The organism is Ruania albidiflava DSM 18029 (assembly GCF_000421225.1).
In the GTDB taxonomy this organism is placed as follows: Bacteria; Actinomycetota; Actinomycetes; order Actinomycetales; family Beutenbergiaceae; genus Ruania; species Ruania albidiflava.
Map to the genome: position 1 here is coordinate 170,956 of NZ_ATWL01000001.1, position 24,686 is coordinate 195,641.

Annotated in this window: 27 protein-coding genes and 1 riboswitch; of the genes, 19 read left to right on the top strand and 8 right to left on the bottom strand. The window is 71.2% G+C overall.

The window, feature by feature from the left end; translation table 11 throughout:
* The first annotated feature begins 123 nt into the window (after positions 1-123).
* From fmt to K338_RS25925, 8 genes are all read left to right on the top strand, one after another.
* Positions 124-1,089, top strand: coding sequence for a methionyl-tRNA formyltransferase (fmt, locus tag K338_RS0100760; protein WP_022916272.1), 966 nt, complete (start codon positions 124-126; stop codon positions 1,087-1,089).
* On the top strand, positions 1,086-2,588 hold the full coding sequence (locus K338_RS19675; RefSeq protein ID WP_051154619.1) for an RsmB/NOP family class I SAM-dependent RNA methyltransferase: 1,503 nt from the start codon (positions 1,086-1,088) through the stop codon (positions 2,586-2,588). Before fmt ends, K338_RS19675 begins: the two co-directional genes overlap by 4 nt.
* Before the next feature lie 57 nt (positions 2,589-2,645).
* Positions 2,646-3,311 (top strand): ribulose-phosphate 3-epimerase, encoded by a 666-nt coding sequence (rpe, locus tag K338_RS0100770; RefSeq protein WP_022916274.1) that lies wholly within the window; start codon positions 2,646-2,648, stop codon positions 3,309-3,311.
* Between the two features lie 162 nt (positions 3,312-3,473).
* Positions 3,474-3,601: riboswitch (FMN riboswitch) on the top strand.
* Between the two features lie 86 nt (positions 3,602-3,687).
* Positions 3,688-4,437, top strand: a complete 750-nt coding sequence (locus tag K338_RS19680; protein ID WP_022916275.1) for an ABC transporter permease — start codon at positions 3,688-3,690, stop codon at positions 4,435-4,437.
* Complete coding sequence (locus tag K338_RS0100780; RefSeq protein WP_169579502.1) at positions 4,434-5,444, top strand: ABC transporter substrate-binding protein; 1,011 nt, start codon at positions 4,434-4,436, stop codon at positions 5,442-5,444. Before K338_RS19680 ends, K338_RS0100780 begins: the two co-directional genes overlap by 4 nt.
* Positions 5,445-5,453: 9 nt before the next feature.
* A complete protein-coding gene (locus K338_RS0100785; RefSeq protein WP_022916277.1) occupies positions 5,454-5,717 on the top strand; it encodes a phosphoribosyl-ATP diphosphatase in 264 nt (87 codons plus the stop codon).
* Positions 5,718-5,788: 71 nt separating this feature from the next.
* Positions 5,789-6,631: an ATP phosphoribosyltransferase gene (gene hisG, locus K338_RS0100790; protein WP_022916278.1), complete on the top strand. Its 843-nt coding sequence runs from the start codon at positions 5,789-5,791 to the stop codon at positions 6,629-6,631.
* 9 nt (positions 6,632-6,640) lie between these two features.
* A complete protein-coding gene (locus tag K338_RS25925) occupies positions 6,641-7,132 on the top strand; it encodes a PH domain-containing protein (protein WP_022916279.1) in 492 nt (163 codons plus the stop codon).
* Here K338_RS25925 and K338_RS0100800 read toward each other — a convergent pair.
* Positions 7,061-8,200: a DUF3866 family protein gene (locus tag K338_RS0100800; RefSeq protein ID WP_027286281.1), complete on the bottom strand. Its 1,140-nt coding sequence runs from the start codon at positions 8,198-8,200 to the stop codon at positions 7,061-7,063. The two genes, K338_RS25925 and K338_RS0100800, sit on opposite strands and share 72 nt — an antisense overlap.
* 77 nt (positions 8,201-8,277) lie before the next feature.
* Between K338_RS0100800 and K338_RS0100805 the strand changes: the two genes are divergently transcribed.
* From K338_RS0100805 to K338_RS19705, 9 genes are all read left to right on the top strand, one after another.
* Complete coding sequence (locus K338_RS0100805; RefSeq protein WP_022916281.1) at positions 8,278-9,240, top strand: helix-turn-helix transcriptional regulator; 963 nt, start codon at positions 8,278-8,280, stop codon at positions 9,238-9,240.
* Positions 9,240-10,256 (top strand): helix-turn-helix transcriptional regulator, encoded by a 1,017-nt coding sequence (locus K338_RS0100810; protein ID WP_022916282.1) that lies wholly within the window; start codon positions 9,240-9,242, stop codon positions 10,254-10,256. Before K338_RS0100805 ends, K338_RS0100810 begins: the two co-directional genes overlap by 1 nt.
* 4 nt (positions 10,257-10,260) lie before the next feature.
* On the top strand, positions 10,261-10,590 hold the full coding sequence (locus K338_RS19690; protein WP_022916283.1) for a hypothetical protein: 330 nt from the start codon (positions 10,261-10,263) through the stop codon (positions 10,588-10,590).
* A gap of 37 nt (positions 10,591-10,627) precedes the next feature.
* The gene (tatA, locus tag K338_RS19695; protein ID WP_157612137.1) at positions 10,628-10,963 is read left to right on the top strand and encodes a twin-arginine translocase TatA/TatE family subunit; all 336 of its coding nucleotides are present in this window, start codon (positions 10,628-10,630) and stop codon (positions 10,961-10,963) included.
* 35 nt (positions 10,964-10,998) lie between these two features.
* Complete coding sequence (gene tatC / locus K338_RS0100825; protein ID WP_022916285.1) at positions 10,999-11,766, top strand: twin-arginine translocase subunit TatC; 768 nt, start codon at positions 10,999-11,001, stop codon at positions 11,764-11,766.
* Between the two features lie 46 nt (positions 11,767-11,812).
* Positions 11,813-12,805, top strand: a complete 993-nt coding sequence (locus tag K338_RS0100830) for a diacylglycerol/lipid kinase family protein (protein WP_022916286.1) — start codon at positions 11,813-11,815, stop codon at positions 12,803-12,805.
* A 9-nt stretch (positions 12,806-12,814) separates the two neighbouring features.
* Positions 12,815-15,589 carry a DEAD/DEAH box helicase gene (locus tag K338_RS0100835; protein ID WP_022916287.1) on the top strand — a complete coding sequence of 925 codons (2,775 nt, stop codon included), beginning with the start codon at positions 12,815-12,817 and terminating at the stop codon, positions 15,587-15,589.
* 374 nt (positions 15,590-15,963) lie between these two features.
* Complete coding sequence (gene lnt, locus K338_RS19700; RefSeq protein WP_084480512.1) at positions 15,964-17,622, top strand: apolipoprotein N-acyltransferase; 1,659 nt, start codon at positions 15,964-15,966, stop codon at positions 17,620-17,622.
* 5 nt (positions 17,623-17,627) lie between these two features.
* Positions 17,628-18,368: a polyprenol monophosphomannose synthase gene (locus K338_RS19705; protein ID WP_211218178.1), complete on the top strand. Its 741-nt coding sequence runs from the start codon at positions 17,628-17,630 to the stop codon at positions 18,366-18,368.
* Here K338_RS19705 and K338_RS0100850 read toward each other — a convergent pair.
* Positions 18,344-18,691: an RNA polymerase-binding protein RbpA gene (locus K338_RS0100850; protein ID WP_022916290.1), complete on the bottom strand. Its 348-nt coding sequence runs from the start codon at positions 18,689-18,691 to the stop codon at positions 18,344-18,346. The genes K338_RS19705 and K338_RS0100850 overlap by 25 nt on opposite strands.
* Positions 18,692-18,834: 143 nt before the next feature.
* Between K338_RS0100850 and K338_RS0100855 the strand changes: the two genes are divergently transcribed.
* Both K338_RS0100855 and K338_RS0100860 read left to right on the top strand, forming a co-directional pair.
* Positions 18,835-19,767: an aldo/keto reductase gene (locus K338_RS0100855; protein ID WP_022916291.1), complete on the top strand. Its 933-nt coding sequence runs from the start codon at positions 18,835-18,837 to the stop codon at positions 19,765-19,767.
* A gap of 63 nt (positions 19,768-19,830) precedes the next feature.
* Positions 19,831-20,616 carry a putative protein N(5)-glutamine methyltransferase gene (locus tag K338_RS0100860; RefSeq protein ID WP_022916292.1) on the top strand — a complete coding sequence of 262 codons (786 nt, stop codon included), beginning with the start codon at positions 19,831-19,833 and terminating at the stop codon, positions 20,614-20,616.
* Between the two features lie 21 nt (positions 20,617-20,637).
* Here the strand turns inward: K338_RS0100860 and K338_RS0100865 are convergent, their stop codons facing one another.
* From K338_RS0100865 to K338_RS19710, 6 genes are all read right to left on the bottom strand, one after another.
* Positions 20,638-20,916: a hypothetical protein gene (locus K338_RS0100865; protein WP_157612139.1), complete on the bottom strand. Its 279-nt coding sequence runs from the start codon at positions 20,914-20,916 to the stop codon at positions 20,638-20,640.
* A gap of 55 nt (positions 20,917-20,971) precedes the next feature.
* Positions 20,972-21,568 (bottom strand): DinB family protein, encoded by a 597-nt coding sequence (locus tag K338_RS0100870; RefSeq protein ID WP_022916294.1) that lies wholly within the window; start codon positions 21,566-21,568, stop codon positions 20,972-20,974.
* A 66-nt stretch (positions 21,569-21,634) separates the two neighbouring features.
* Positions 21,635-22,387, bottom strand: a complete 753-nt coding sequence (locus tag K338_RS0100875) for a ZIP family metal transporter (protein ID WP_022916295.1) — start codon at positions 22,385-22,387, stop codon at positions 21,635-21,637.
* Positions 22,388-22,430: 43 nt separating this feature from the next.
* On the bottom strand, positions 22,431-23,105 hold the full coding sequence (locus K338_RS0100880; RefSeq protein ID WP_022916296.1) for a GntR family transcriptional regulator: 675 nt from the start codon (positions 23,103-23,105) through the stop codon (positions 22,431-22,433).
* Positions 23,092-23,826, bottom strand: a complete 735-nt coding sequence (locus K338_RS0100885; RefSeq protein ID WP_022916297.1) for a maleate cis-trans isomerase family protein — start codon at positions 23,824-23,826, stop codon at positions 23,092-23,094. Before K338_RS0100885 ends, K338_RS0100880 begins: the two co-directional genes overlap by 14 nt.
* Entirely contained in the window at positions 23,823-24,635 is an 813-nt protein-coding gene (locus tag K338_RS19710; RefSeq protein WP_022916298.1) for a maleate cis-trans isomerase family protein, read from the bottom strand. Before K338_RS19710 ends, K338_RS0100885 begins: the two co-directional genes overlap by 4 nt.
* Between the last annotated feature and the right edge of the window lie 51 nt (positions 24,636-24,686).

A 24,686-nucleotide genomic window follows, 5' to 3' on the forward strand; every position in this document is an offset into this window, starting at 1 on the left:
GACACCGCGCCGCAGCCAGGTGTGGCGCGTACGGGCACACGCCCGGCACGGTGATCTTTCCTGCTGGCGGCTGCTGCAGGCGGACCGGTCAGCCGGTGCACAGCTGCTTCTAGACTTGCGACCATGCGAGTTCTGTTCGCGGGGACGCCCGCAGTGGCGGTGCCCTCTCTCGAGGCGCTGCTGGCCAGCGACCACGAGGTGGTCGGCGCGCTCACCCGGCCGCCAGCACCGGTGGGACGCAAGCGGGTGCTCACCCCCAGCCCGGTGCACACTGCCGCAGAGGCGGCCGGGGTGCGGGTGATCACCTCCAACCGTCCGCACGAGCAGGACACGCTCGCGGCCCTGACCGAGCTGGCTCCCGATGTGGTGGCGGTGGTGGCCTACGGTGCGCTGGTCCGCTCGCCCGCGCTCGAGGTCCCCCGGCACGGCTGGATCAACCTGCACTTCTCCCTCCTGCCGGCCTGGCGGGGTGCGGCACCGGTCCAGCACGCGATCATGGCCGGGGACCAGATCACCGGAGCAAGCACGTTCCAGATCGAGGCCGGACTGGACACCGGCCCGGTGCTGGGCACGATGACCGAGACGATCCGGCCTCGGGACACCAGCGGCGAGCTGCTCGACCGGTTGGCCCGCGCCGGCGCGCCGCTGCTGGTGGCCACGTTGGACGCGTTGGCCTCCGGTGCGGCCGACCCGAGACCGCAACCGGCGGACGGGGTGAGCCTGGCACCCCGGCTGCGCAGTGCCGATGCTCAGGTGGACTGGTCGCTACCGGCGCAGGTGGTGGACCGCCGGATCCGCGGCTGCACACCGGCCCCGGGTGCGTGGACCACGCTCGCCGGCGGACGGTTCAAGCTCGGGCCGGTCCGCCCGCAGCCGGACGCGCAGAGGTCCGGTGACGCCCAGCCGCTGGCCCCGGGAGAGATCCGCGCCGACGGCGGCGCAGTGGCGGTGGGCACCGGCACCGTTCCCGTGCTGCTGGACCGGGTGGCTCCTCCCGGCAAGGGCTGGATGGCTGCCGCGGACTGGGTACGTGGGGCGCGGCTGCAGGTCGGGGCTACGTTCGACGGCGGAGCGGAGGTGGCTCGGTGAGCGCGCCGGGATCGGGTGGTCGCTCCGGTCGAGGTGGTTCGTCCGGGCACCGGCGCCCAGGTCCTGGGCGGGACCGCCGCCGGTCGCGCAGCAGGCAGGCGCCCCGCGAGCGGGTGCGCAGCGCCGATCCAGCCCGACGGGCCGCCTGGGATGCGCTGCGCGCCGTAGGCCAGAGCGGTGCGTACGCGAACCTGGTGCTCCCGCCGATGCTCCGGGAGCGCCGCATCTCCGGTCGGGACGCAGCGTTCGCCACTGAGCTGGCCTATGGCACGCTCCGGCTCCGGGGCCGCTACGACGCAGTGCTCGACGCTGTTGCAGACCGCGGCGTGCAGAGCATCGACCCGCCAGTGCTGGACGCGCTCCGGCTCGGGGTGCACCAGCTGCTGGGCATGCGCGTGCCTGACCACGCCGCCGTGTCCGCGACCGTGGGCCTGGCCCGCGAGGCGGTCGGCGCCGGACCTGCACAGTTCGTGAACGCCGTGCTGCGCAAGGTCGCCGCTCAGGACCTCGATACCTGGTTGGCACAGATCGGAGCCACAGCGGACGACCAGACGCAACGCCTCGCCGTCACCGGCTCGCACCCGGCGTGGATCGTGCGCGCGTTCCGGCAAGCACTGGCGGAGACGACCGCGGGCGCCGGGGACCTGCCGGAGCTGGTGCAGGCGAACAACTCCTCTCCCGCAGTGCACCTGGTGCTCCGGCCAGGCCTGGTGCAGCCAGAAGAGGTGCACAGCACCGAACCCGGTCGCTGGACGCCGACCGCACAGGTGCTCACCGCCGGCGACCCGCATGCCATCCCGGCAGTACGCGAAGCGCGAGCCGGCATCCAGGACGAAGGCAGCCAGCTGGTGACGCTGGTGGCCGCCGCGGCACCGGTGAGCGGCAGCGACCGCACCTGGCTCGACCTGTGCGCCGGCCCCGGCGGCAAGGCCGCACTGTTCGGTGCCCTGCTCGCCGAGCGGGACACCAGCGGTGAGCTGCTCGCCAACGAGGTCGCCGAGCACCGGGCACAGCTGGTCCGCAGCTCCACCGCGGCTGTGCAGGAGAAGCTCCCCGGGCTGTCGGTGCGCACCGGCGACGGGCGAGAGATCGGTGCCGAGCTGCCGGGGCACTTCGACCGCGCGCTGGTCGACGTGCCCTGCACCGGTCTGGGTGCGTTGCGCCGCCGGCCCGAGGCCCGCTGGCGGCGTCGCACCGCCGACCTGGCTGAGCTGGGGGTGCTGCAGCGGGAGCTGCTCACCGCGGCGCTCGAGGCGGTCCGGCCCGGGGGAGTGGTCTCCTACATCACCTGTTCCCCGCACCTGGCCGAGACTCGCCTGGTGGTCGAGGACGTGGTCAGACGCACCGGTGCCGCCGAGGTGCTCGACGCCGTGGGGATCGCGGCCGAGGTGACCACAGCACCGCTGACCGACCAGCAGGGTCCCTACCTGCAGCTCTGGCCGCACCGGCACGGCACGGACGCGATGTTCTGCGCGGTGCTGCGCCGTACCGGGGCCTGACGGCGGCGTCCGGGCGGGCACAGCGCGCGCCCCGGCGTTCCCAGTAGGCTCGGCCCTATGGCGATCCTGATCTCCCCGAGCGTGCTGAACTCGGACCTGTCGAACCTGGCCGGCGAGGTCGGCCGGATCGGTGCTGCCGACTACGTGCACCTGGACGTGATGGACAACCATTTCGTGCCGAACCTGACCTTCGGCCTCCCGGTGGTGGAAAAGGTGATCGCGAGCACCGGGTTGCCGGCGGACGTGCACCTGATGATCGAGGATCCGGACACCTGGGCCCCGGCCTACGCCGAGGTAGGGGCCGCTTCGGTGACGTTCCATGCCGAGGCGTCCACCGCACCCGTGCGGCTGGCCCGCGAGCTGCGCCGGCTCGGTGCACGCGCCGCGATCGCGCTCCGCCCGGCCACCGACGTGGCGGCGTACCTGGACCTGCTGCCCGAGTTCGACATGGTGCTGGTGATGACCGTCGAGCCCGGGTTCGGCGGGCAGTCGTTCATCACCGGCACGTTGCCCAAGATCCGCCGCACCCGGGACGCCATCACTGCACTGGACCGGGACATCTGGGTGCAGGTGGACGGTGGCGTCTCCCGGGAGACGATCGGCGAGGCGGCCGCAGCTGGTGCGAACATGTTCGTAGCCGGGTCGGCGGTGTACAGCGCCGAGGACCCGAACGGCGCGATCGAGGAGCTGCGCACGCTGGCCACCGCTGCCTACCGGGACTGAGCCGCACCGGCCGCCAGGCCACGGGCGCGCACGCGGCAGCACCTTGGTGCTGCGCCGGTCCACGCCGCTGTGTGGCCCGCGTACCGGCTCTCGGTGTGGCGCACGTGACAAGGCCGCGCTGCCCCTCACCTCAGCAGGTGTGCGATACTGGCAGGTGAGTCCAACGTGCTCCGGGGTCGGTGAAAGTCCGAACCGGCGGTGACAGTCCGCGACCCGGCCGCTCCGGCGGTCGGTTGACCTGGTGAAACTCCAGGACCGACGGTTAAAGTCCGGATGGGAGGTAGCACGCGGCGTCGGCCCCCGACGCCGGTGGGACGGTTTGCACCGTGCACCGTCCCGACCCCGGGTGTGCACCTGGGGAAGGGAACGCAGGCCGGTGCAGCGAGCAGCCAGCAGGCGGCAGACGATCGCCGCCCCGGTGATCTTCGCCGTCATCGTGGTCCTGCTCTGGCAGGCCGCGAGCCTGGCCGTCCCCGCCCGGGTGCTGCCCGCCCCGAACGATCTCGTCGACCGGCTCTCCCTCGAGCTGAGCAACGGTATCCTCGGCTACACCCTCGTCACCCTCACCGAGAGCTTCCTGGGGTGCCTGCTCGGCCTCCTGGTGGCTCTCCCGTTGGGCTATCTGGTGGCACATTCCGACTGGGCGAACCGGGCGATCGGTCCGTACCTGGCCGCATCGCAGGCGATCCCCGCAGTGGCACTGGCCCCGCTGATCGTGCTCTGGTTCGGCTACGGGCAGCTCCCGATCGCGCTGCTGTGCGCACTCCTGGTGTTCTTCCCGATCTTCGTCAACACCCAGCTGGGCCTGACCACGCTGGATGCCGACATCATCGGCGCGGCACAGCTCGACGGCGCCGGCCGCTGGCGGCGGCTGGTCTCGATCGAGGCGCCGTTGGCGCTGCCGTCGCTGCTGGCCGGGATCCGCAACGGGTTCGTCCTGTCCGTCACCGGTGCGGTGGTGGGGGAGTTCGTGATGGGCGGGCAGGGCCTGGGGCTGCTGCTCTCCGTGTACCGGGACCGCTCGGACACGGAAGGGATGTTCGCCACCCTCATCGTCCTGGCCGCGGCCGCGGTCGGGATCTACCTGCTGATGAGAGCTCTGGAGAGGCGAGTGCGATGGTGGTGACCCGACGACAGATGATCGCGGCGATGACAGCGGCCGCGGGCCTGGTGGTGCTGGCCGGCTGCTCCGCCGGTGACGACGGTGACGGGGGCGGTGGCGATGCTGATCTGGCAGAGCTGACCCTCGGGCTGACCTATGTCCCGAACGTCCAGTTCGCACCGTTCTACCTGGCCGAGCAGAACGGCTACTTCACCGATGCGGGCGTGGACGTGACCCTGCGCCACCACGGCGAGTCCGAGGACCTCTTCGGTGCGCTGACCAACGGCACCGAGGATGTGGTGGTCGCCGGTGGCGACGAGATGATGCAGGCCCGCGACCAAGACGTGCCGGTGGTGGACATCGCCACCCTGTACACCAGCTACCCGGTCGCGCTCATCGTGCCCACCGACTCCGACATCACGGCCCCGGCCGACCTCGATGGGCACACTGTCGGTGTGCCGGGCCCGTTCGGGGAGACCTACTTCGGGCTGCTCGCGATGCTGCAGGCCGCGAACCTCACCGAGGACGACGTCCAGGTGGAGTACATCGGCTTCACCCAGCAGGATGCGCTGAGCGCGGGACATGTGGACGCTGTCATGGGCTACAGCAACAACGACGTCCCCCAGTTCGCCGCCACCGGCCTAGAGGTGCGTGCGGTGCCGCTCGGTGACGTTCCGCTGGTCGGCATCGGTCTGGGCAGCACCGACGAGCTGCTCACCAGCAAGCCGGAGGCGCTTCGGGCAGTGGTGCAGGCCGTCGGCCGGGCGGTGGCTGACATCGTCGCCGACCCAGAGGCGGGGGTGGACGCTGCAGCGGAGGCGATGCCCGGTACGGTCTCCGACGAGCAGCGGGCCATCATGTCGGCCACGATGCAGTCGACCGTACCGCTGTACGGGGACCTGAGCGTCCCGTTCGGGACGCACACCGGCCCCTGGGAGGAGATGTCGGCGTTCCTCGCTGAGAGTGGGCTCACCGAGCAGCCCGTCCCAGCAGACGAGGCATATACCGATGCGCTCGTCGGGGCCGAGTAGGCTCGGGGCGTGAAGACGTTCGAGGACCTGTTTGCCGAGCTCCAGCACAAGGCGCAGACCCGCCCCGAGGGCTCGGGCACAGTGGCGCAGCTGGACGCCGGTATCCATGCCATCGGCAAGAAGATCGTCGAGGAGGCGGCCGAGGTCTGGATGGCCGCTGAGTACCAGAGCGACGCGGAGGCGGCCGAAGAGATCTCCCAGCTGCTCTACCACCTGCAGGTGATGATGATCGCCCGCGGTCTGACCCTCGAGGATGTCTACACCCATCTATGACCACCTGCCCGTCCCACCCTGAACACCGCCCGGACGCCAGCTGACGCCCGGAGAGCCGAGTAAGGAATCCCGTGCTTCGAATCGCCGTGCCCAACAAGGGTGCCCTGTCCGAGCCCGCCAGCCAGATGCTCCGGGAGGCCGGTTACCGGCAGCGCCGGGACGGTCGCGAGCTGGTGCTGCCGGATGTGGAGAACGAGGTCGAGTTCTTCTTCCTACGCCCACGCGACATCGCCGTGTACGTCGGCGAAGGCGTCGTGGACGCCGGGATCACCGGCCGCGACCTGCTGGTGGACTCCGGGGTGGATGCGGTCGAGCACCGGGCGCTCGGCTTCGCCCACTCCACGTTCCACTACGCGGCCCCGGCTGGCACGATGAGCGAGCTGTCCGACATCGAGGGCAAACGAGTGGCGACCTCCTACGAGGTGGTGGTCCGCCGGCACCTCGCCGAGCAGCAGATCGACGCGCACGTGGTGCGCCTCGACGGTGCGATCGAGTCCACGGTGCAGCTCGGGGTGGCCGACCTGGTGGCGGACGTGGTGGAGACCGGCAGCACGCTGCGCGCCGCCGGCCTGGAGGTCTTCGGGGAACCGATCCTGCGGTCCGAGGCGGTGCTGATCCGACCCACTGGCGACCCCAAGCCCGGGCTGGACGTGCTGGACCGGCGGCTGAACGGCGTGCTGGTGGCGCACGAGTACGTGCTGATGGACTACGACTGCCCGGTGGAGCACGTGAACGCCTGCGTGGCGGTGACCCCAGGTCTGGAGTCGCCCACGGTCTCCCCGCTGCACGACCGTGGCTGGGTGGCTGTCCGGGCGATGGTGCCGCGTCGGCGGACGAACCCGATCATGGACCAGCTCTACGGCCTGGGCGCGCGGGCCATCATCGTCACCACCATCCACGCGAGCAGGCTCTGACGGAGCGCTGTGCGTCCCGCCGAGACACCTGAGCATCCCTTCGGTCCGGCGGACCTGTATGCGCCGTTCCGGCCGCGAGCCACCCGGATCGTCTCGTTCCTGCTGATCCTCTGGGTGTTCGGCGGCGCAGTGGCCTTCGTGGTGCTCGTCGAAGGTCTGGACCGCGCGCCGCGGTCCTACCAGGTGGGTGGGATGGCGCTGGCGCTGCTGATCTGCGCGTTCCTCTACCTGATGGCCAGCGTGCGGGCTGTGCCGACCCCCGAGGGGCTGCGGGTGCGCAACATCCTGCGCGGGGCGGACCTGGAGTGGGCGCAGATCGTCAACGTCCGGTTCGGGGAGCGGGACTGGGTGCTGCTGGACCTCGCGGACGGGCACGTGTTCCCGGTGATGGCCATCCAACGCGTGGACGGTGCTCGCGCCCAGGCTGCCTCACGCCGGCTGGCCACGCTGGTCGCCCAGCACGAGCCGGGCGGCATGGACGCCGGCAGCAGCAGCAGCTAGGAACGGCGCGGGGTCGTCGGCGAGGCTGCGGCCCATCGTGCTCAGCGGCACCGGGGAGGCTTCCAGCGCAGCCTGCAGCCCGCTGGTGGGCAGGTGCACGAGCCGGTGCCGATCGCCCAGAGCGGCGGCCTGCACCCGCACCCGGGCACCCAGGTCGCCGTCGAGCTCTGGGACGACGACGTCCGCCGGGGCCAGCGCAACCCGCCCGATCGCGGTGAGACTGTGGTGGGAGACGCCATAGTGCCGTTCCCGCCGGTCGGTGCCGGAGACCCGCAGGCTGGCCACGGGTCGGCCACCGAGCACCGCCGCGGCGTTCAACGCCTCCCCGGCAGCCACCCCGGAGAACCCCCAGCGGGTGCCGGTACCGGCGTTGCCAGGGCCCTGCGCCAGGACCACCACGTCCGCCCGGGCGACCAGGTGCGCAGCGAGCAGCCCGGAGTGCACGGTGACCGACTCCAGGTCACCGCCGTAGCACTGCCCGGTGGTGACCGTGGCCGTCAGCCACCCGGACTGGCGCAACCCTGCCACCGCACGGGAGAACGCGGCCGGCAACGCTCCGCCGTCGGTCATCACGTACGCCACGGACAGCTGCCTGCCCCAGGTGGCGGCCTCCGCGCGAACCCCTGCGACCACAGCAGGCAGCGCCGAGTGCAGGTCGGCGACCACCACTGGCAACCCGGCCAGGTCGTCCGCCTCGCGGAGAAGCTCGTGGTACGGCGACTCCTGCTCGTCCACGCCGAGCACCATCGTCTGCTGCGGGGTGTACCGCGCCTTGACGATGTGCCCCGGCCCGGGCGGTGGATCGACCGGGAGGGTGTCCGGCTGAGCCACCACCAGCGCGTAGCCCCCGGTCCCCAGGCCGCGCTGCTGGGCGGTGGTGTTCAGCAGCACCCGGTCCCCGGGGGAGAGCATGCCCACCAGGTCCGGGTAGGCCAGGGCACGCACCTCGTCTCCTGCCGCCGCTGCACTGCTTGCTGCGCCGCCCCCGAGCAGCTGGACGGTGAGCTCCTGGGCGCCGCTCCAGGACCGGCCGAGGGAGCGGACCACGCCGTGTCGCCAAGTCATCACATGGGCAACCTATCGCCACTAGCCTGGGGTCATGAGCGTGCGGAGGGTCCAGGGGATGCCTGGCGACGGGAGCGCTGATGGCTGACCGGGTACCCGCTGCCGAACGTCTGCTCGACCTGGTGATCGCGCTGACGCACACCCGGCACCGGATGACGAAGGCGGAGATCCGCGCATCGGTGAACGGCTACACGGATGCGGCCTCCGACGAAGCGTTCGACCGCATGTTCGAGCGGGACAAGGACCAGCTCCGGGCGCTGGGGCTACCGGTGGTGACGCTCACCGACTCCGCCCATGAGGACGACGTCGGCTACCGGATCGACACTGCGGAGTACGAGCTGCCGCCGGTGGAGTTCACCCCGGCGGAGATCGGGGTGCTCTCCCTGGCCGCGCAGGTGTGGCAGGACTCCTCCTTCGCCGCTGACTCCCGCCGAGGGCTGACCAAGCTACGGGCGGTCAGCGACGCCGCGGATCCGGGCCGCTTCGCAGGCCTGTCCCTGCGGGTGCGTGGCCCGGATGCGGCGTTCGCGGACCTGCTCGAGGCGATCGAGGACCGGATCACCGTACGGTTCACCTACCGTGCCGCGAGCACCGGCAGCACCGAGGCCCGCACCGTACAGCCCTGGCGGCTGTTCGCCAAGGATCGCGGCTGGTACCTGGTCGGCTACGACATGGCCCGGGAGGGGAAGCGACAGTTCCGGCTCTCCCGGATCGTCGGCCGGGTGCGGCGGGTGGGGCGACCGGGCGAGGTGCAGATCCCGGAGAGCAGCCAGACCGAGCCGGCGGAGAGCGAGCCGACGGTGGTGCGGCTCGCCGTGGCCCCCGAACGTGCCTCCGCGCTACGCGCCCGAGGCGAGCCGGCACCAGGCGAGGACGGCATCGACGGCCGGGAGACCTATCGGCTGGAGACCGCGGACACCGAACGGCTGGCTGAAGAGCTGGCCGGCTACGGAGATGCGGTCGTGGTGCTCGACCCGCCCGAGCTGCGCGCTGCGGTGCTGCGCCGCCTGCGTGCCGCCGCGACGCTGGGAGGGGAGGGCTGATGGCCCAGAGCGCAGGCGACCGGGTGGTGCAGATGCTCGCCCTGATCACCTATCTCGATGCCCACCCAGGGGTGCCGGTGGAGCAGGTGGCCGAACACTTCGGGATCAGCACGGGCCGGGTGCTGCAGGACGTGAGCACGCTGTGGGTCTCCGGCACCCCCGGGTACCTGCCGGACGACCTGATCGACTTCTCCGCCGACGACCGAGAACGCAACATCCTCACTCTCACCCAGGCCCGTGGGATGAACCGTCCGTTGCGGCTGGGCGCGCAAGAGGCGGTGGCACTGCTGACCGCGCTCCGCTCGCTGCAGGTCACTCCGGGGCTGGCCACCGACCCGGTGCTCACCTCGGCGATGGACAAGCTCACCGAGGCGGCCGGCGCCGCGGCGCGGTCCGCCCAAGCGGTGCAGGTCGCCGGGCCGGACGACACCGGCGAGCAGGTGGCCGAGCACCTCACCACGGTCCGGGCGGCGATAGCCGACCAGCAGCGGCTGCACCTGCGCTATGTCTCCGCAGCAGACGTGGTCAGCGAGCGGGACGTGGATCCGCTGCAGCTGCTCACCGACGGTACCCGGTGGCTGCTCGTCGGCTGGTGCTACCGGGCACAGGACGTCCGGCAGTTCCGGCTGGACCGCATCCTGGAGCTCACCGAGGCCGGGGCACCGGCCGCTGCCCACCCGGACGTCGCGCTGAGCGCCGACACCGAGCCGGAGCTGACGGAGGCACCGTGGCAGGTCCGCCTGGTGCTGGCCTCCCCGGCGCGATGGGTCGCCGAACAGTACCCCGTGACCGCGGTGCAGGACCTCGAGGACGCACGCTTCGCCGTCGACCTGGCGGTGCTGGACCTGGCCTGGCTGCACCACCTGGTGCTGGGCATCGCCGAGGACGTGCTCGCCGTGGAACCTGCTGACGTGGCCACCGGGATCGCCGACCGTGCCCGGGCGGCACTGGAGGCCTATCGGGCCGCCGGTCTGGACGACGCCGACGAGACAGACCCGCCACCGCCGTTAGGCTGAGGTCATGCTGTGGTTCGCGGTCTGGACGGTGCTCGTGCTCGGTGCGGTCGCCTGCGCCGTGCTGCTCGCGCTGCACCTGTGGCGGCACTTCAAGGCGCTGATGGCCCAGGCGAGCCGAAGCAGCGAGGTGTTCCAGCGGCTCGAGGCGACGATGGCCGAGCTGGACGAGCAGGTGCGGGCGCAGACGTTCACCCCGCACCTGAGTGCCACCGAGGAGCAGCAGGAGGTGTGGCGGCAGCGTCGACGGGACAACCTGGCCGCGCGTGCAGCGAGAGTGCAGGCGCGTCGATCGCGTACGCTAGAACGGTGGCGGGCGATCGGGCTGCCGTTCTGAACGCCGACAGCCACGGGATTTCACGGAGGAAATGCAGATGCTGAGGAACCCAGTCTTTTGGATCGTGATCGTCGGGCTGGTGCTGCTGCTCTTCGGCGCCAGTCGTCTGCCGGACATCGCGGGGAATGTCGGCAAGTCGCTCAAGGTGTTCAAGAAGGAGATCAAGGAGCTGCAGGAGGACACTGACCTGTCCGACGCGAAGACGGTGCTGCACGAGGACCAGTCGGCCACACCGCAGCAGAGCGCCCCGCAGACCCAGCAGGCTCCGCCCGCACAGCCCACCGAGGCGCCCCAGTCAGCCCCCGCCGCACAGCCCACCGAGGCACCCCAGCCGGCCCCTGAGCAGCGCAGCAACGACGCCACCACTACCTGACGGCAGTGGTCTCACGTTCCAACCCCGAGGGGAGGATGCCTCTCGGGGACCATCTCCGTGAGCTCCGCAAGCGCCTGATGCTGGCGTGCGCGGGCATCCTCGTCGGCGCGATCGGCGGCTGGTTCCTCTACGACCCGGTGCTGCACCTGCTGCAGGCCCCGGTGGCCGAGCTCCGCGAACGCGGTGTGAACGCCACGCTGAACTTCTCCCAGGTGGCGGCCAGCTTCGACATCAAGCTGCGGGTCGCTGCGTTCCTCGGCCTGTTGGCCAGCTGCCCCTGGTGGATCTACCAGCTGTGGGCGTTCCTCGCGCCCGGGCTGAAGCGCAACGAGCGCCGCTGGGCGGTCGTGGTGATCGCTGCTGGTGTGCCGCTGTTCGCCGGCGGCGTGTACATGGCGTGGATCGCGCTACCGAACACCTTCCTGCTGCTCACCCAGTTCGTGCCGGACGGGGAGACGTCCTCAGCGCTGATCGACGTCACCACCTACCTGAAGTTCGTGATGCAGTTCCTGCTGATCTTCGGGGTCGCGTTCATCCTGCCGCTGATCCTGGTGCTGCTGAACTTCCTCGGCATGGTCAAGGGGATCACCTGGTTGAAGGGGTGGCGCTGGGCGGTGATCATCATCGTCGTGCTCGCCGCGTTGGCCACACCCACCGCCGATGCCGTCACGTTCATCATGATGTCGTTGCCGATCGTCGCGCTGTACTTCGCGGCAGTGGGCATCTGCATGCTCAACGACCGGCGGGTGGCGAAGAAGCTGCGTGCCGCGGCGGACTCCGCAGACGTCGACAGCACGCACTGAGCCCGCAAGGTCACGAGGATCTGGCTACCTGGCTAGTCTGGGCCGCATGAGCCGACTGGGCGTGCTGATCAACCCCACTGCCGGGCACGGGCGCGCCGACGGTGGCGGCCGGGACACCCTCGCCTTGCTCGGCCGCAGCGGGCACGAGGTGATCGACCTGAGCGCACCGACCGCGGCCGAGGCGCTCGCCCGAGGCCGGGACGCGCTCTGGGAGCTGGACGCCCTCGTGGTGGTCGGCGGCGACGGGATGGTGCACCTGGGGGTGAACGTGGTCGCCGGGACCACGGTCCCGTTGGGCATCGTGCCGTTCGGCAGCGGGAACGACCTGGCCCGCACCCTCGGGCTGGCTGAGCACGACGTGCACCGGGCGGTGGCCGACCTGCTCGGTGCGCTGGATGCCGAGCCGAGGGTGGTCGATGCGATCGCGACCCGGGTGCACGTACCGGGCGCGGAGGACACCGACGCCGGCGGCAGCGCTGCGGGCAGCGCCGCTCTGGAACGGGACGAGCTGGCGGACCCCACGGCCGTGGAGTGGACTGCCTGTGTGCTCTCCGCCGGGATCGACGCCGCAGTGAACCACCGCGCGAACGCCTACCGCTGGCCGCGCGGCAGCGGCCGGTACGTACGCGGCACCGTCGCCGAGCTGGGGGTGTTCCAGCCGTACGGGTACCGGCTCACCATCGACGGGGTGGTGCGCGAGCAGGAGGCTTCCCTGGTGGCCCTGGCGAACGCGCCGAGCTTCGGTGGCGGGATGCGGATCGCGCCGGACGCCGCGATGGACGATGGCTGGATGGACCTGGTGATCGGGCACGCGATGGGTCGGGTGCAGCTGATGCGGTTGTTCCCCCGGCTGTACCGGGGCACGCACGTGCGCTCGGATCGGGTCGAGGTGCTGCGGGCCCGGGAGGTGGTGCTGGAGCCGTTGCTCGGACGACGGCGCCCCCCGCCTGTCTATGCCGACGGTGAGCTGCTCGGTCGGTTACCTCTGCGGGCGCGCCTGCGCCCTGGTGCGCTGCGACTGCTCACGCCGCAGACCTAGGCTGGGGGCATGTCCTCACCCGCCGAACGGTATGCCGCATTCACTCGTCGCCAGGCGGAGGCCCGCACCCTGTGGGGGCAGTTCCGCCAGTCGTTGGACTTCGAGCTGGACGACTTCCAGGTCCAGGCGTGCGAGGCAGTGCAGGCCGACCGGGACGTGCTGGTCGCTGCCCCCACCGGCGCGGGCAAGACTGTGGTGGGGGAGTTCGCCATCGCCCTGGCCCTGGCTAGTGGTCGGAAGGCGTTCTACACCACCCCGATCAAGGCGCTGAGCAACCAGAAGTACGCCGACCTGCGGGAGGTGCACGGCGCCGCGAACGTGGGTCTGCTCACCGGGGACACCACGATCAACGGTGAGGCACCGGTGGTGGTGATGACCACCGAGGTGCTGCGGAACATGCTGTACAGCTCCTCGCCCACGCTGCGGGGCCTGGGGTATGTGGTGATGGACGAGGTGCACTACCTCGCCGACCGGTTCCGGGGGCCGGTGTGGGAGGAGGTCATCCTGCACCTGGCCGAGGACGTGCACCTGGTCTCCCTCTCGGCGACGGTGTCCAATGCGGAGGAGTTCGGCGACTGGCTCACCGAGGTGCGTGGTGACACCGCGGTGGTGGTCTCCGAGGTGCGTCCGGTGCCGCTGTGGCAGCACGTGATGGTCGGCCGCGAGGTGCTCGACCTGTACTCCTCGCGGGTGGACCCGACCCGGCCGGGCACCAACCCTCCGATCAGCCCGGACCTGGTGGAGGCGATCCGGTCCGCCGAGCACAGCGTGAACCGGGGCCCCACCGGGGGACGGCGCGGACGGGGACGGCGCAGGCCACCGGTCAGCAGGTACCGGATCGTGCGCACGCCGCCGCGGCCGATGGTGGTGGATCGGCTGGACCGGGCCGGGCTGCTCCCGGCGATCGTGTTCATCTTCTCCCGGGCAGGCTGCGAGGCGGCCACCGACCAGGTGCTCGCCCACGGCATCACGCTGACCACCGAGGCCGAGCGGCGCGAGATCGCCGCGGAGGTGGAGCGCCGCAGCGCCGACCTGCCCCGGGAGGACCTGGGGGTGCTGGACTTCTGGAAGTGGCGCGAGGCGCTGCTGGCCGGGGTGGCCGCGCACCACGCCGGGCTGCTCCCGCTGTTCAAGGAGACGGTGGAGGCGCTGTTCGCTGCCGGGTTGGTCAAGGTGGTCTTCGCCACGGAGACGCTGGCTCTGGGCATCAACATGCCAGCGCGGTCGGTAGTGCTGGAGAAGCTCACCAAGTGGGACGGACGTGGGCACGCCGACATCACCCCGGGGGAGTACACCCAGCTGACCGGGCGGGCCGGGCGACGCGGCATCGACGTGGAGGGGCACGCCGTCGTGCTCTACTCCAGCGGGATCGACCCGGTGGCGGTGGCCGGACTGGCCAGCCGGCGCACCTACCCGCTGCGGTCCAGCTTCCACCCGACCTACAACATGGCGGTGAACCTCATCGCCACCACCGGGTTCAGCCGGGCACGGGAGACGTTGGAGACGTCGTTCGCCCAGTTCCAGGCAGACCGGTCGGTGGTCGGGCTGGCCCGGCAGGCGCGTTCGATGACCGAGGGGCTGGAGGGGTACGCCGAGGCGATGACCTGCCACCTGGGGGACATCGAGGAGTACCTGGAGCTGCGCACGCAGATCTCCGCCCGGGAGAAGGAGCTGGCCAAGGAGCGTTCCCACGCTGCCCGGCAGGCCACCACGGACCTGGTGCGTTCGCTGCGCCGGGGCGATGTGATCCAGATCCCGCACGGACGGCGCGCCGGGTTCGCACTGGTGCTCACCACCCCGGACGAGCCCGGGCTGGACGGGCCGTTGCTGCACGTGCTGACCACCGAGGCCCGGCAGGCCCGGCTGACCGCTGCGGACCTGCCCTACGGCACCGACCGGTGGGGGCGTATCCGCATCGGCAAGCACGTGAACCCGCGCCGGCCCCAGGAGCGGCGGGACCTGGCCGCCTCGCTGCGCAACGCGCTCGGGGCTGCCGAACCAGAGGCTGCTCCCCGCCCACCGAGCGCCGCGGGCAGCGACGGTGCCCTGACCGGGCTGCGCGAGCGGCTCCGGCACCACCCGTGCCACGGCTGCGCCGACCGGGAGGAGCACCTGCGCTGGGCGCGCCGGCGGGAGAAGCTGGCCGCAGAGCACGCGCAGCTGCTCCGCCGGATCGAGGGCCGCACGTCCTCGATCGCCCGGGACTTCGACCGGGTGTGCCAGCTGCTCAGCGAGCTAGGGTACCTGGCCGGGGACGGTGACGGGCTGCAGGTGACGCAGCAAGGGGAGTGGTTGCGGCGGTTGTACTGCGAGAAGGACCTGGTGCTGGCCGAGTGCCTGCGCCAGGGCGCGTGGGCGGACCTGGACCCGGCGGGGCTGGCGGCGGCGGTCTCGATCGTGGTCTACTCCTCCCGCTCCGACGACACCGGTGAGCTGCCGGTGCCACCTGGACCGCCGGACGGCCCGCTCGCGCTGGCCGTGCACACCACACGACGGATCGCCCGGAGGCTCGAGGCGTTGGAGCGTGAGCACCGGGTGCGTCGAGCGCAGCCCGTGGACCTCGGCCTGGTCCGGCCGATGGACGTGTGGGCCCGCGGCGGGACCCTGACCGCCGTGCTGGATGCCGGTGACCTGGCCGCCGGGGACTTCGTCCGGTGGAGCCGACAGGTGATCGACCTGCTGGACCAGATCGCGACCGCGGCGCCGTCCTCGCAGCTGCGTCGCACCGCCCGCCGGGCACTCACGGCAGTGCGGCGCGGGATCGTCGCCTACGGCACCACGTGAGGCTCAGCACACCGGTTGCCCGACACACCAGCCGACACGCCGAGCGAGACAAGAATCTTGCTCTGATTCCATCCGCTCTGACCTGCAGGGACACCGTTGACCTGCATCGTTGTCTCCTTGGCGGAACTGCTCAAGACCGGTATGTTCACGTTCCGTACTGCTCCTGGTCTTCAGGGAGCGGGCACCGACCGGGCCCGTGCATTCACTAGAAAACGGGGCGTCCGCGCAGGGGGTTCCGGCCCGAAGGATGCACGGGCCGGTCGGTGCGCTCACAGCACGTCGGAGCCCGCGGCAGAGGCACCAGCTGGTCGTGACGAGCGCCGACGAGGACCCGGTGGCCCGGCTCGGGCACGTATCCTGCTGTGGTGGCTGTGATGTGGACCCCCCGAGCGCTGAGCCTGCTCGTCGCTGCGCTCGGCGGCTGGGCCACCGATGCTGCCTTCCCGATGCGGGGCTGGTGGCCGTTGGCGTTCGTCGGGATGGCGGCGTTGGTGTGGGCGTGCGGCCGGGACAGTGCCCGGTGGAACGCGTTGGTGGGCTGGGTCTGGGGGCTCGGGTTCTTCCTGCCGCACCTGTGGTGGGCGCACTACGCCGTCGGGCCGGTTCCGTGGGTGGCGTTGTCGGTGGCGGAGTCCGGGATCCTCGCCGGTGGTGTGGCGGCCTTCACCTGGGCCCGGCGTGGACGCTGGGTGCGGCACCGCACGTGGCTGCACGCCCCGCTGTTCGCGACCATCTGGGTGGTCATCGAGCAGCTGCGGCAGGTGTGGCCGTTCGGCGGGTTCCCGTGGGGGCGCCTCGGGTTTTCCCAGGGTGACTCGCCGCTGCTGTCCCTGGCGACGATCGCCGGGGCTCCGCTGGTGTCCTTCGCTGTGGTGCTCATCGGGCACTATCTGGCTGATGCGGTCCGCCTGCTGCTGCCAGGCCCGGGCCGGCGCGACGAGGTGCCCGCGCACCGGCACTGGCGCCAGCCCGCCTACCGGCTGGTCGCCGGTGGTCTGGTGCTCGGCGTAGGTGCGGTGCTGCCGCTGCCGAGCACCCAGGCGGAGGAGGGCGTGCTGCGCGTGGGGGCGGTGCAGGGCAACGTCTCCGAACCCGGGCTAGGTGCGTTCGCGAACGCCCAGGAGGTGCTGCACAACCATGCCCGTGGTACCCACGAGCTCGCCGACGAGGTGGGTCAGGGGAACCTGGACCTGGTGGTCTGGCCGGAGAACGCCACGGACATCAACCCGCGTGCGGACGCGCAGGCGGCAGCCGAGATCGACGCGGCAGCCGAGGCGATCGATGCGCCCATCCTGCTCGGTACCGACCGGTACGACGACGAGGCCCGGTACAACGAGATGATCCTCTGGCAGCCGGGGGTGGGGTCCACCTACGCCTACGCCAAGCAGATCCCTGCCGCGTTTGCTGAGTACATCCCGATGCGGGAGGTGGCTCGCCTGTTCTCGCCGGCGGTGGACATGGTGCGGACCGACATGGCCGCCGGGCAGGAGGTCGGCGTGGTCCCGGTGCCGGTGCCGCGCACCGGCGAGGTGGCGGACGTCGGTACGGTGATCTGCTTCGAGGTCGCCTATGACGCGCTGATCCGGTCGGCGGTGCAGGACGGCGCCGAGTTCCTGCTGGTGCCCACGAACAACGCCTCGTTCGGGTATACCAGCGAGTCGGAGCAGCAGCTGGCGATGTCCCGGCTGCGGGCGGTGGAGCACGGTCGCACCACGCTGCAGATCTCTACTGTCGGGGTCTCCGGGGTGATCGCTCCGGACGGGACCGTGCTGGAGGAGACCGGGCTGTTCACGCACGAGAGCTTCGCTGCTGACATCCCGCTGCGCTCCACGCTCACGATCGCCGACCGGTTGGGGGACTGGCCGATGATCGTCTTCACCGTACTGGCGGTGCTGGCCCTGGCACTCGGGGTGGTCACCGGGCGCCGGCAGCGGCCCCGACCCGCCGGTGCGGAACCGGCCGAGGGTGCGCCGGTGCGGACGTCGCCCGAGCCAGCGACCGGGTCCGACGCGCATGTCGGGGCCGCCCCGTGACGCTGGTGATCATCCCCACCTACAACGAACGTCAGTCTTTGCCGGAGACACTGCGCCGTACCCGGGCCGCGGTCCCGGAGGCCGATGTGCTCGTGGTCGACGACGCCAGCCCGGACGGCACCGGCACCTGGGCGGAGGGGGTTGCCGGCCACGACCGGCAGGTGCACGTGCTGCACCGCACCAGCAAGGACGGGCTCGGGCGGGCGTACGTGGCGGGCTTCGGTTGGGGTCTGGCCCGCGGTTATGACCGGCTGGTGGAGATGGATGCAGACGGGTCGCACCATCCGGAGGACCTGCCCCGGCTGCTGGCCGCCAGCTCCGCGGACGTGGGGCTGGTGATCGGCTCACGCTGGGTTCCGGGTGGGGCCACGGAGAACTGGCCGCTGAGCCGTCAGCTGCTCAGTCGCGGTGCGAACCTGTATGCGAATGCGCTGATCGGGTTCGGTGTGCGGGATGCCACGGCCGGGTTCCGGGTGTTCCGGGCCGCGACGCTGCGCCGCATCGACCTGGCCGGGGTGAACTCGCAGGGCTACTGCTTCCAGGTGGACATGACTCGCAGGGTGCACGAGCTGGGGGAGCGGATCGTCGAGGTGCCGATCACGTTCACCGAACGCGTCCAGGGACAGTCGAAGATGAGTCGCGCGATCGTAGCCGAAGCCCTCTGGCGCACCACTGCCTGGGGCGCCGAGCGGCGCACCAGGCAGTGTCGGGAACGGGTGTCTCAGGCGCTGCGGCGGCGGAGCTGACCGCTGCGGAGCAGCTCCAGACGCTCATCCAGCAGCTCTTCCAGCTCGGCGACGGTGCGCCGCTCGAGCAGCATGTCCCAGTGCGTGCGCACCGGCTTGCCGGCCTTGGGTTCGGGACGGGTGGCGTCCCGCAGCAGCGCTTCGCCGCCACCGGGGGCCTCCCACACCGGGGGGATCTCGGCGTCGGCCGAGAACGGGATGATGATCACGCGGCCGTCCGGGCAGTCGTAGACAGCCTCCACCCGTGGCGCGAACTCGACCCCCTCCTCGGTCTCCATGCTGTTGGCACCGATCCGCATGCCACGCAGTGCTCGTTCAGCCATCGTGACTCCTCCTGTCCGTGACTTGTGGTCTCCATCTAGTCCAACGGGTGGGACGGGGCTTCTGTTCCGGCGACGCGGTGAAGGTGGTGTGAAGTTCGCGGGGACGGCTCGTGGCTAGGCTAGAGACCGTGACCAACGAGACGATGACCTACCGCCAGCTAGGAGCCTCCGGGCTGACCGTGTCCACCGTGGGACTGGGGTGCAATGCTCTAGGAGCCACGGTAGCGGACCAGGACGTGCCTGGCCTGGTGAACGCCGCGCTCGAGGCCGGCATCACCTTCTTCGACACTGCCGACACCTATTCCCGCGGCCGCAGCGAACAGCTCCTCGGTCGCGCACTGGGTACGCGCCGCGACGATGTGGTGATCGCCACGAAGTTCGGTATGGACACCCGTGGGCTGAACGGTCCGGACTGGGGTGTGCGCGGCTCCCGCCGGTACATCCGCAAGGCGGTGGAGGGCTCGCTGCGGCGGCTCGGCACCGACTACATCGACTTGTACCAGATGCACGCCCCAGACCCGCGCACCCCGATCGAGGAGACCTTGGCGGCACTGCACGAGCTGGTGGTGGAGGGGAAGGTGCGCTACATCGGCTCCTCGAACTTCACCGGGTGGCAGGTGGTGGACGCGGACTGGACGGCCCGCACCGGAACTCTGGCGCCGATGATCTCCGCGCAGAACCAGTACAACCTGCTCAACCGCAGTGCAGAGGCCGAGCTGCTGCCTGCCGTCGAACATGTGGGCGCTGGCCTGCTGCCGTTCTACCCGCTGGCCTCCGGGCTGCTCACCGGCAAGTACCGGCGTGGTCAGGACGCTCCGGCAGGCACGCGTCTGGCGAACCGGCCGGAGCGGCTGGCTGCGGCGGACTTCGACACGATCGAGGCGCTGCAGGACTTCGCCAGCGAGCGGGACCTGTCCCTGCTGCAGGTGGCAGTCGGCTGGTTGGCGGCCCAGCCGGCAGTGGCCTCGGTGATCAGCGGGGCGTCCAAGCCGGAGCAGGTGCAAGCAAATGCTGCAGCCGTGGCATGGGAGCCGAGCGCTGCGGAGCTGGTCGTGCTGGACGACCTGACCGCCTGAGGTCGCGGCTCGCTGCGTGCTTCCGGCAGTCGGGACCTGATGGCCTCCGGACCAGCAGGACCGGTGACGCCCGGGCCGGTCGAGCTGGTGCACCGGCTGCGGGCGGCAGGTTGTGTGTTCGCCGAGGAGGAGGCCGCCTTGCTCGCCGAGGCGGCCGACGACGCCGCGCACCTGGACCAGCTCACTGCCCGGCGCCTCGTGGGCGAGCCGTTGGAGCAGGTGCTCGGCTGGGTAGCCTTCGACGGGCTGCGTCTGCGGGTGCGGCCCGGGGTGTTCGTGCCCCGGCAGCGCACCACGTTCCTGGTGCAGGTGGCCGCCGATCTGGCACCGCAGGGAGCGATGGTGGCCGACGTGTGCTGCGGGATCGGTGCCATCGCTGCGGCGCTGACCGCGCGTCGCGCGGACCTGGACCTGTACGCCGCCGACAGCGATCCGGTCGCGGTGGCCCTGGCCCGGGAGAACCTGCCCGACCGGGTCGGCACCGGCTGCGGTGACCTGCTCGACGCGCTCCCGGCCCGGCTCCAGGGCCGGCTGGGCATGGTCGTGGCGAACACCCCGTACGTTCCCAGCGGGCAGATCGCGCACCTGCCGGTGGAGGCGCGCGCGCACGAGCCGCTTCCCACGCTCGACGGCGGAGCGGACGGTCTGGACGTGCAACGTCGCCTCGCGCAGCGCGCACCCAGGTGGTTGGCGCCGGGTGGGTACGTGCTCACCGAGATCGCCGCGACCCAGCGGGATGCAGCCGTGGCCGCGTTCACCGCAGCCGGCTTCCAGGCGACGGTGCGGATCAGCGAGGAGTGGGGGAGCGGGGTGCTGGTCGCCCGGGTGCCGCTAGCAGGCGGCGCCTGAGCGTTCCAACCCCGGGCGGTGCTAGCGCGTCCGCTCAGTCCCGCTGTCTGTGGTGCCGAGCCGCCCGTCCGTTGTCGCGACGATGACGCCATGGTTACCGGTGAAGGTCTCCAGCTGCTCCTGCAGGTGCGTGAGCAGGAGTGCCCAGCCGTCACTGGTGCCGAGAACGGTGCGCGCCTGGCGTCGGCGGATCGCTGCGAGCCGTTCGAACTCGTTCCCGTCCACGGTCCAGGCCAGCTGTCGCGATCCGGTCTGGTCCAGCGTGAAGGTGAACGTGCCGTCGGTGTAGCTGACGCCCATCCCGCTCTCTGCTGCGAGGGCGCAGACTCGCTCGATCGCCTGCACTGGCTGCTCGCTACTCGCCGGTCGAACCGTCGATCGACTCCCGGATCAGGTCGGCGTGGCCGTTGTGCCGGGCGTACTCCTCGATCATGTGGGTGAGGATCCAGCGCAGGCTGGGCGTCTGCCCGTCCGGCCAGCTGCGGGCGGCGAGGGTGCCCAGGTCCGCCACCTGGTCGGTGGCGCGCCGGGCGCGGGTCACCGACTGCTGCCAGAGGGCGAACAGCTCACCGGGTGCGTCGGAGGCGGCAGAGTTCCACTCCCAGTCCTGGTCGGCCTGCCAGTCCACGCTCTGCCACGGCTGTGGCATCGGTTCGCCGCGGAGCATCTGGGTGAACCAGTGGTCCTCCACCCAGGCGAGGTGCTTGAGGATCCCGCCGAGCGTCATCGTCGAGTCCGCTACCCGCACCTGGAGGTCGTCGGCGCCCAGACCGGAGCACTTCCAGTGCAGGGTGGCGCGCTGGAACTCCAGGAACCCGAGCAACGTGCCCCGCTCGTCAGCGGCCATCGGCGGTTCGGTCCGCCCCTGCTCGTCGATGACGGCGTCGCTCGGCCTGGTCACGTCCGAATCGGTCAGCAGGGGGATGGTCTGGCCTGGTGTGGTGCTGGACATGGTGCGACGCTATCGGGCAGGGCAAGGGATTTGCGCCTGGCGGTCCGCCGGCTGGCGCCGAAGTACTCAGGCCACCTGGCTGAGCGCCAGGCTGACCAAGAACCCGGCGCTGGCGATCACGCCGGTGTACAGGTGTGCCTTCTCGAACGCCTCGGGGATCATCGTGTCCGCGACCATCGTCAGGATCGCCCCCGCCGCGATCGCGGTCACCAGTGCTGTGGCGGTGCCGCTGGCGCCGCCGAGGAGCCCGGCACCGAGCCCGCCGGCGATTCCGGAGACCACGGCGATGGTCACCCAGATGCCGAACACGTACCGCGCGGACCGGCCGGCGTTCTTCATCCCGGCGGCCGAGGAGAGGCCCTCGGGCAGGTTGGACAGGAAGATCGCGGCGAGCACAGCCACGCCGACCCCTTCGCCGGTGAGCAGGGAGACACCGAGCACCACCGACTCCGGCACCCCGTCCAGCAGTGCCCCGATGGCGATCGCCGTGCCGCTGCCGGCCTGCTCCGACTCGGCCGGCTGCTGCCCTCCGGACCGCTTCCGGTGCCGGGCACCATGCCGGGCGAGCAGCACGTTGGCGCCCAGGTAGGCGAGCGCCCCGAGCAGGAAACCGAGCGTGGTCGGGGCGATCCCGCCGTCGGCGAGCGCGTCCTGGACCAGCTCGAAGGCCAGGGCGGAGATCAGCACCCCGGCGCCGAAGGCCATCACAGCGGCAACCACCCGTTGCGGCACCCGCACGAACCAGGACACCGCGGCCCCGACCACCAGGGCCCCGCCGGCGAGCAGCCCCCACAGCCCGGCCTGGAACCAGACCGGCATCAGCCTGACCTCCGCGTGCCCACCGCTCCACCCTCGCAGCCGCTCACGAGGCCGGCGGCACCCGCTTTGCTGCCAGGCGCTGCACGGCATCGTCCATGTGCGCCACGAGCAGCTCCTTCGCCCGCTCCAGGGTGCCCTCGCCGATCGCCTCGACGATCTCCTCGTGCTCGCGGACCTGGCTACCCAGGTCCGGGTAGGTGGTCTCCAGCTCACCGAGGCACATCCGGGTCTCCACCACCAGGGTGCGCATCGCCCGGATCAACCGCAGGCTGCCCGAGCACGCCACCAGCTCCTCGTGGAACGTGTGGTCGGCGTCGGAGACTCCGGGTGCGCTCCCGCGCCGGGCGGCGGTGCGCATCGCGGTGATGCTGGGCGTCAGCGCGCGCACGGTCTCCTCCCGGCGCCCGTCCATCACCAGCTCCAGCGCACCGCGCTCGATCGCTGAGCGGGTGCGGTAGATGTCCTCCACGTCGGCGGTTGACAGCTCGGTGACGAACACGCCGCGGTTGCGGACTGCCTCCAGCAGCCCTTCGGCGACCAGGCGCTGCATCGCCTCGCGCAACGGGCCACGGGAGACGTCGAGCCGTTCGGCCAGCTCGGTCTCTCCCAGCTGTTCGCCCTGCTGCAACCCGCCGGCCATGATCGCCCCGCGCAGCGCCTCTGCCACGTAGTCCACGGTGGACTGCCGCTTCGGCGGCCTCAGCTCACCGACCGGCATCTGCCATCCTCTCTGCGAACAGGGTCCCCAGCCGGGCACTGTACCGGGGTGTCCCGGCCAGTCGCAGCCCCTCCCAGATGGTGACCTGGTTGGCAGTGAGCACCGGCTTCCCGAGTCCGGACTCCAGGTCCGGCAGCACGGCCAGGGTGCGCATCGCCGTGTCCGGGACCAGCAGTGCTTCGGCTTCCGGGTGGTCGTTGCCGGTGACCAGGGCGGTCACCTGCGCAGGTGTGAGGATGCCGACCTCCGCGGCCGTGGCGATCCCGGCGCTGGAGAAGGAGACCACCTCGACCCCGGCAGAAGCGAGGTAGTCCACGAACAGGCGAGCGACGCCGTCGGGATAGCTCGCTGCCACGGCGACCTTCCGGATGCCGAGAGCCGAGAGTGCCGCCAGGTAGGCCCGGCTGGTGCTGGAGGTCGGCACCCCGGTCGCCTCCTCGAGCGTGGCGACCTGCTCCTCGGCCCCCTCTGGCCCGTAGACGAAGCTGCCGGACGTGCATGCCCACACCACCGCGGCCGGGCCGTGCCGGGCGAGCAGCCGGGCGCCTTCGGCGAGCCGGGCGGGGCTGCCCAGGTCGAGCAGCTCCGGGACGGCGTGCAGGTCGGTGCCGTAGATGTGCGCCACCGGGAAGCTCGCGTCCAACCAGCTCGCGGCCAGCGGGTAGTCGTCCTCAGCGGCGTGGTCGGGGTAGATGAACCCCACTGTGGGTGTGCTGGTCATGAGGCTCCCTCCTCGATGGTGTCCGGTGGGTCGGCGACCTCAGGCAGCGGCGGCGGCTCGACACCCTCCTGGAACACGCCGCGCAACCAGCTGCCCGGACCGACCATCGGCAGGTCCATCCGGCCCAGGCAGGCCCAGACCGTGAGCTGGTTGGCGGTCAGCACCGGTTTGCCCAGGTCCCGTTCCAACGGGGCGATGATGTCGTAGGTGGGCAGGTTGGTGCAGGAGACGAAGATCGCCTCCGCGGCCGGGTCATCGGCGGCCATCACCAGGTCGGCCACGGTCCGGTAGTTCACCTTCCAGATCCCGCCGCCCAGGCCCAGGTACTGGGAGTGCAGCACGGTCACCCCCAGCTCGGCGAGGAACTCCTCCAGGCGTCGGGTGAGCGGTTCGTCGTACGGAGTGACCACGGACATCCGGGTGAGACCGAGCTCACGCACCGCCTCGGCCAACGCTCCAGAGGTGGTGACCGCGTCCGGGGCGCCCGCGGCACGGATCGCCTCGCACAGCGCCGCCTCGTAGGCCACCCCGTGCACGAAGCTGCCCGAGCTGCACAGGAACGCCACCACCTCCGGCTCCACCCCGAGCACGTCCCGGGTAGCACGCTGCAGGTGATCGGTCGCGGACACCAGCTCAGCCATCTCCAGACTCACCGGCACCGGTTCGTACGGCGTGCGCGCCAGGTGCAGGCTGACCTCCATCGGCGCCCACCGCCACAGCTCACGTTCCAGGGCCAGGTCAAAGGGCGCGATGATCCCGATCCCGCGCTGGGCCAATGGTCCTTCGAACTCCGCGCCGCTTGCTTCCACAGGTCTCACCTTCGCGCCGGCGGATCATCTGATTGTTGACAATAGTAGGTG

Coding starts and splice junctions, on each gene's coding strand:
- K338_RS0100805 (WP_022916281.1), top strand. CDS start 8,278: ATGGCTGACCGGGTACCCGCTGCCGAACGTCTGCTCGACCTGGTGATC.
- K338_RS0100880 (WP_022916296.1), bottom strand. CDS start 23,105: ATGCCGGTCGGTGAGCTGAGGCCGCCGAAGCGGCAGTCCACCGTGGAC.
- K338_RS0100865 (WP_157612139.1), bottom strand. CDS start 20,916: ATGGGCGTCAGCTACACCGACGGCACGTTCACCTTCACGCTGGACCAG.
- rpe (WP_022916274.1), top strand. CDS start 2,646: ATGGCGATCCTGATCTCCCCGAGCGTGCTGAACTCGGACCTGTCGAAC.
- K338_RS0100835 (WP_022916287.1), top strand. CDS start 12,815: ATGTCCTCACCCGCCGAACGGTATGCCGCATTCACTCGTCGCCAGGCG.
- K338_RS0100875 (WP_022916295.1), bottom strand. CDS start 22,387: ATGCCGGTCTGGTTCCAGGCCGGGCTGTGGGGGCTGCTCGCCGGCGGG.
- K338_RS0100810 (WP_022916282.1), top strand. CDS start 9,240: ATGGCCCAGAGCGCAGGCGACCGGGTGGTGCAGATGCTCGCCCTGATC.
- K338_RS0100855 (WP_022916291.1), top strand. CDS start 18,835: ATGACCTACCGCCAGCTAGGAGCCTCCGGGCTGACCGTGTCCACCGTG.
- K338_RS0100830 (WP_022916286.1), top strand. CDS start 11,813: ATGAGCCGACTGGGCGTGCTGATCAACCCCACTGCCGGGCACGGGCGC.
- lnt (WP_084480512.1), top strand. CDS start 15,964: ATGTGGACCCCCCGAGCGCTGAGCCTGCTCGTCGCTGCGCTCGGCGGC.
- fmt (WP_022916272.1), top strand. CDS start 124: ATGCGAGTTCTGTTCGCGGGGACGCCCGCAGTGGCGGTGCCCTCTCTC.
- K338_RS0100850 (WP_022916290.1), bottom strand. CDS start 18,691: ATGGCTGAACGAGCACTGCGTGGCATGCGGATCGGTGCCAACAGCATG.
- K338_RS0100885 (WP_022916297.1), bottom strand. CDS start 23,826: ATGACCAGCACACCCACAGTGGGGTTCATCTACCCCGACCACGCCGCT.
- K338_RS19690 (WP_022916283.1), top strand. CDS start 10,261: ATGCTGTGGTTCGCGGTCTGGACGGTGCTCGTGCTCGGTGCGGTCGCC.
- K338_RS0100870 (WP_022916294.1), bottom strand. CDS start 21,568: ATGTCCAGCACCACACCAGGCCAGACCATCCCCCTGCTGACCGATTCG.
- tatA (WP_157612137.1), top strand. CDS start 10,628: ATGCTGAGGAACCCAGTCTTTTGGATCGTGATCGTCGGGCTGGTGCTG.
- tatC (WP_022916285.1), top strand. CDS start 10,999: ATGCCTCTCGGGGACCATCTCCGTGAGCTCCGCAAGCGCCTGATGCTG.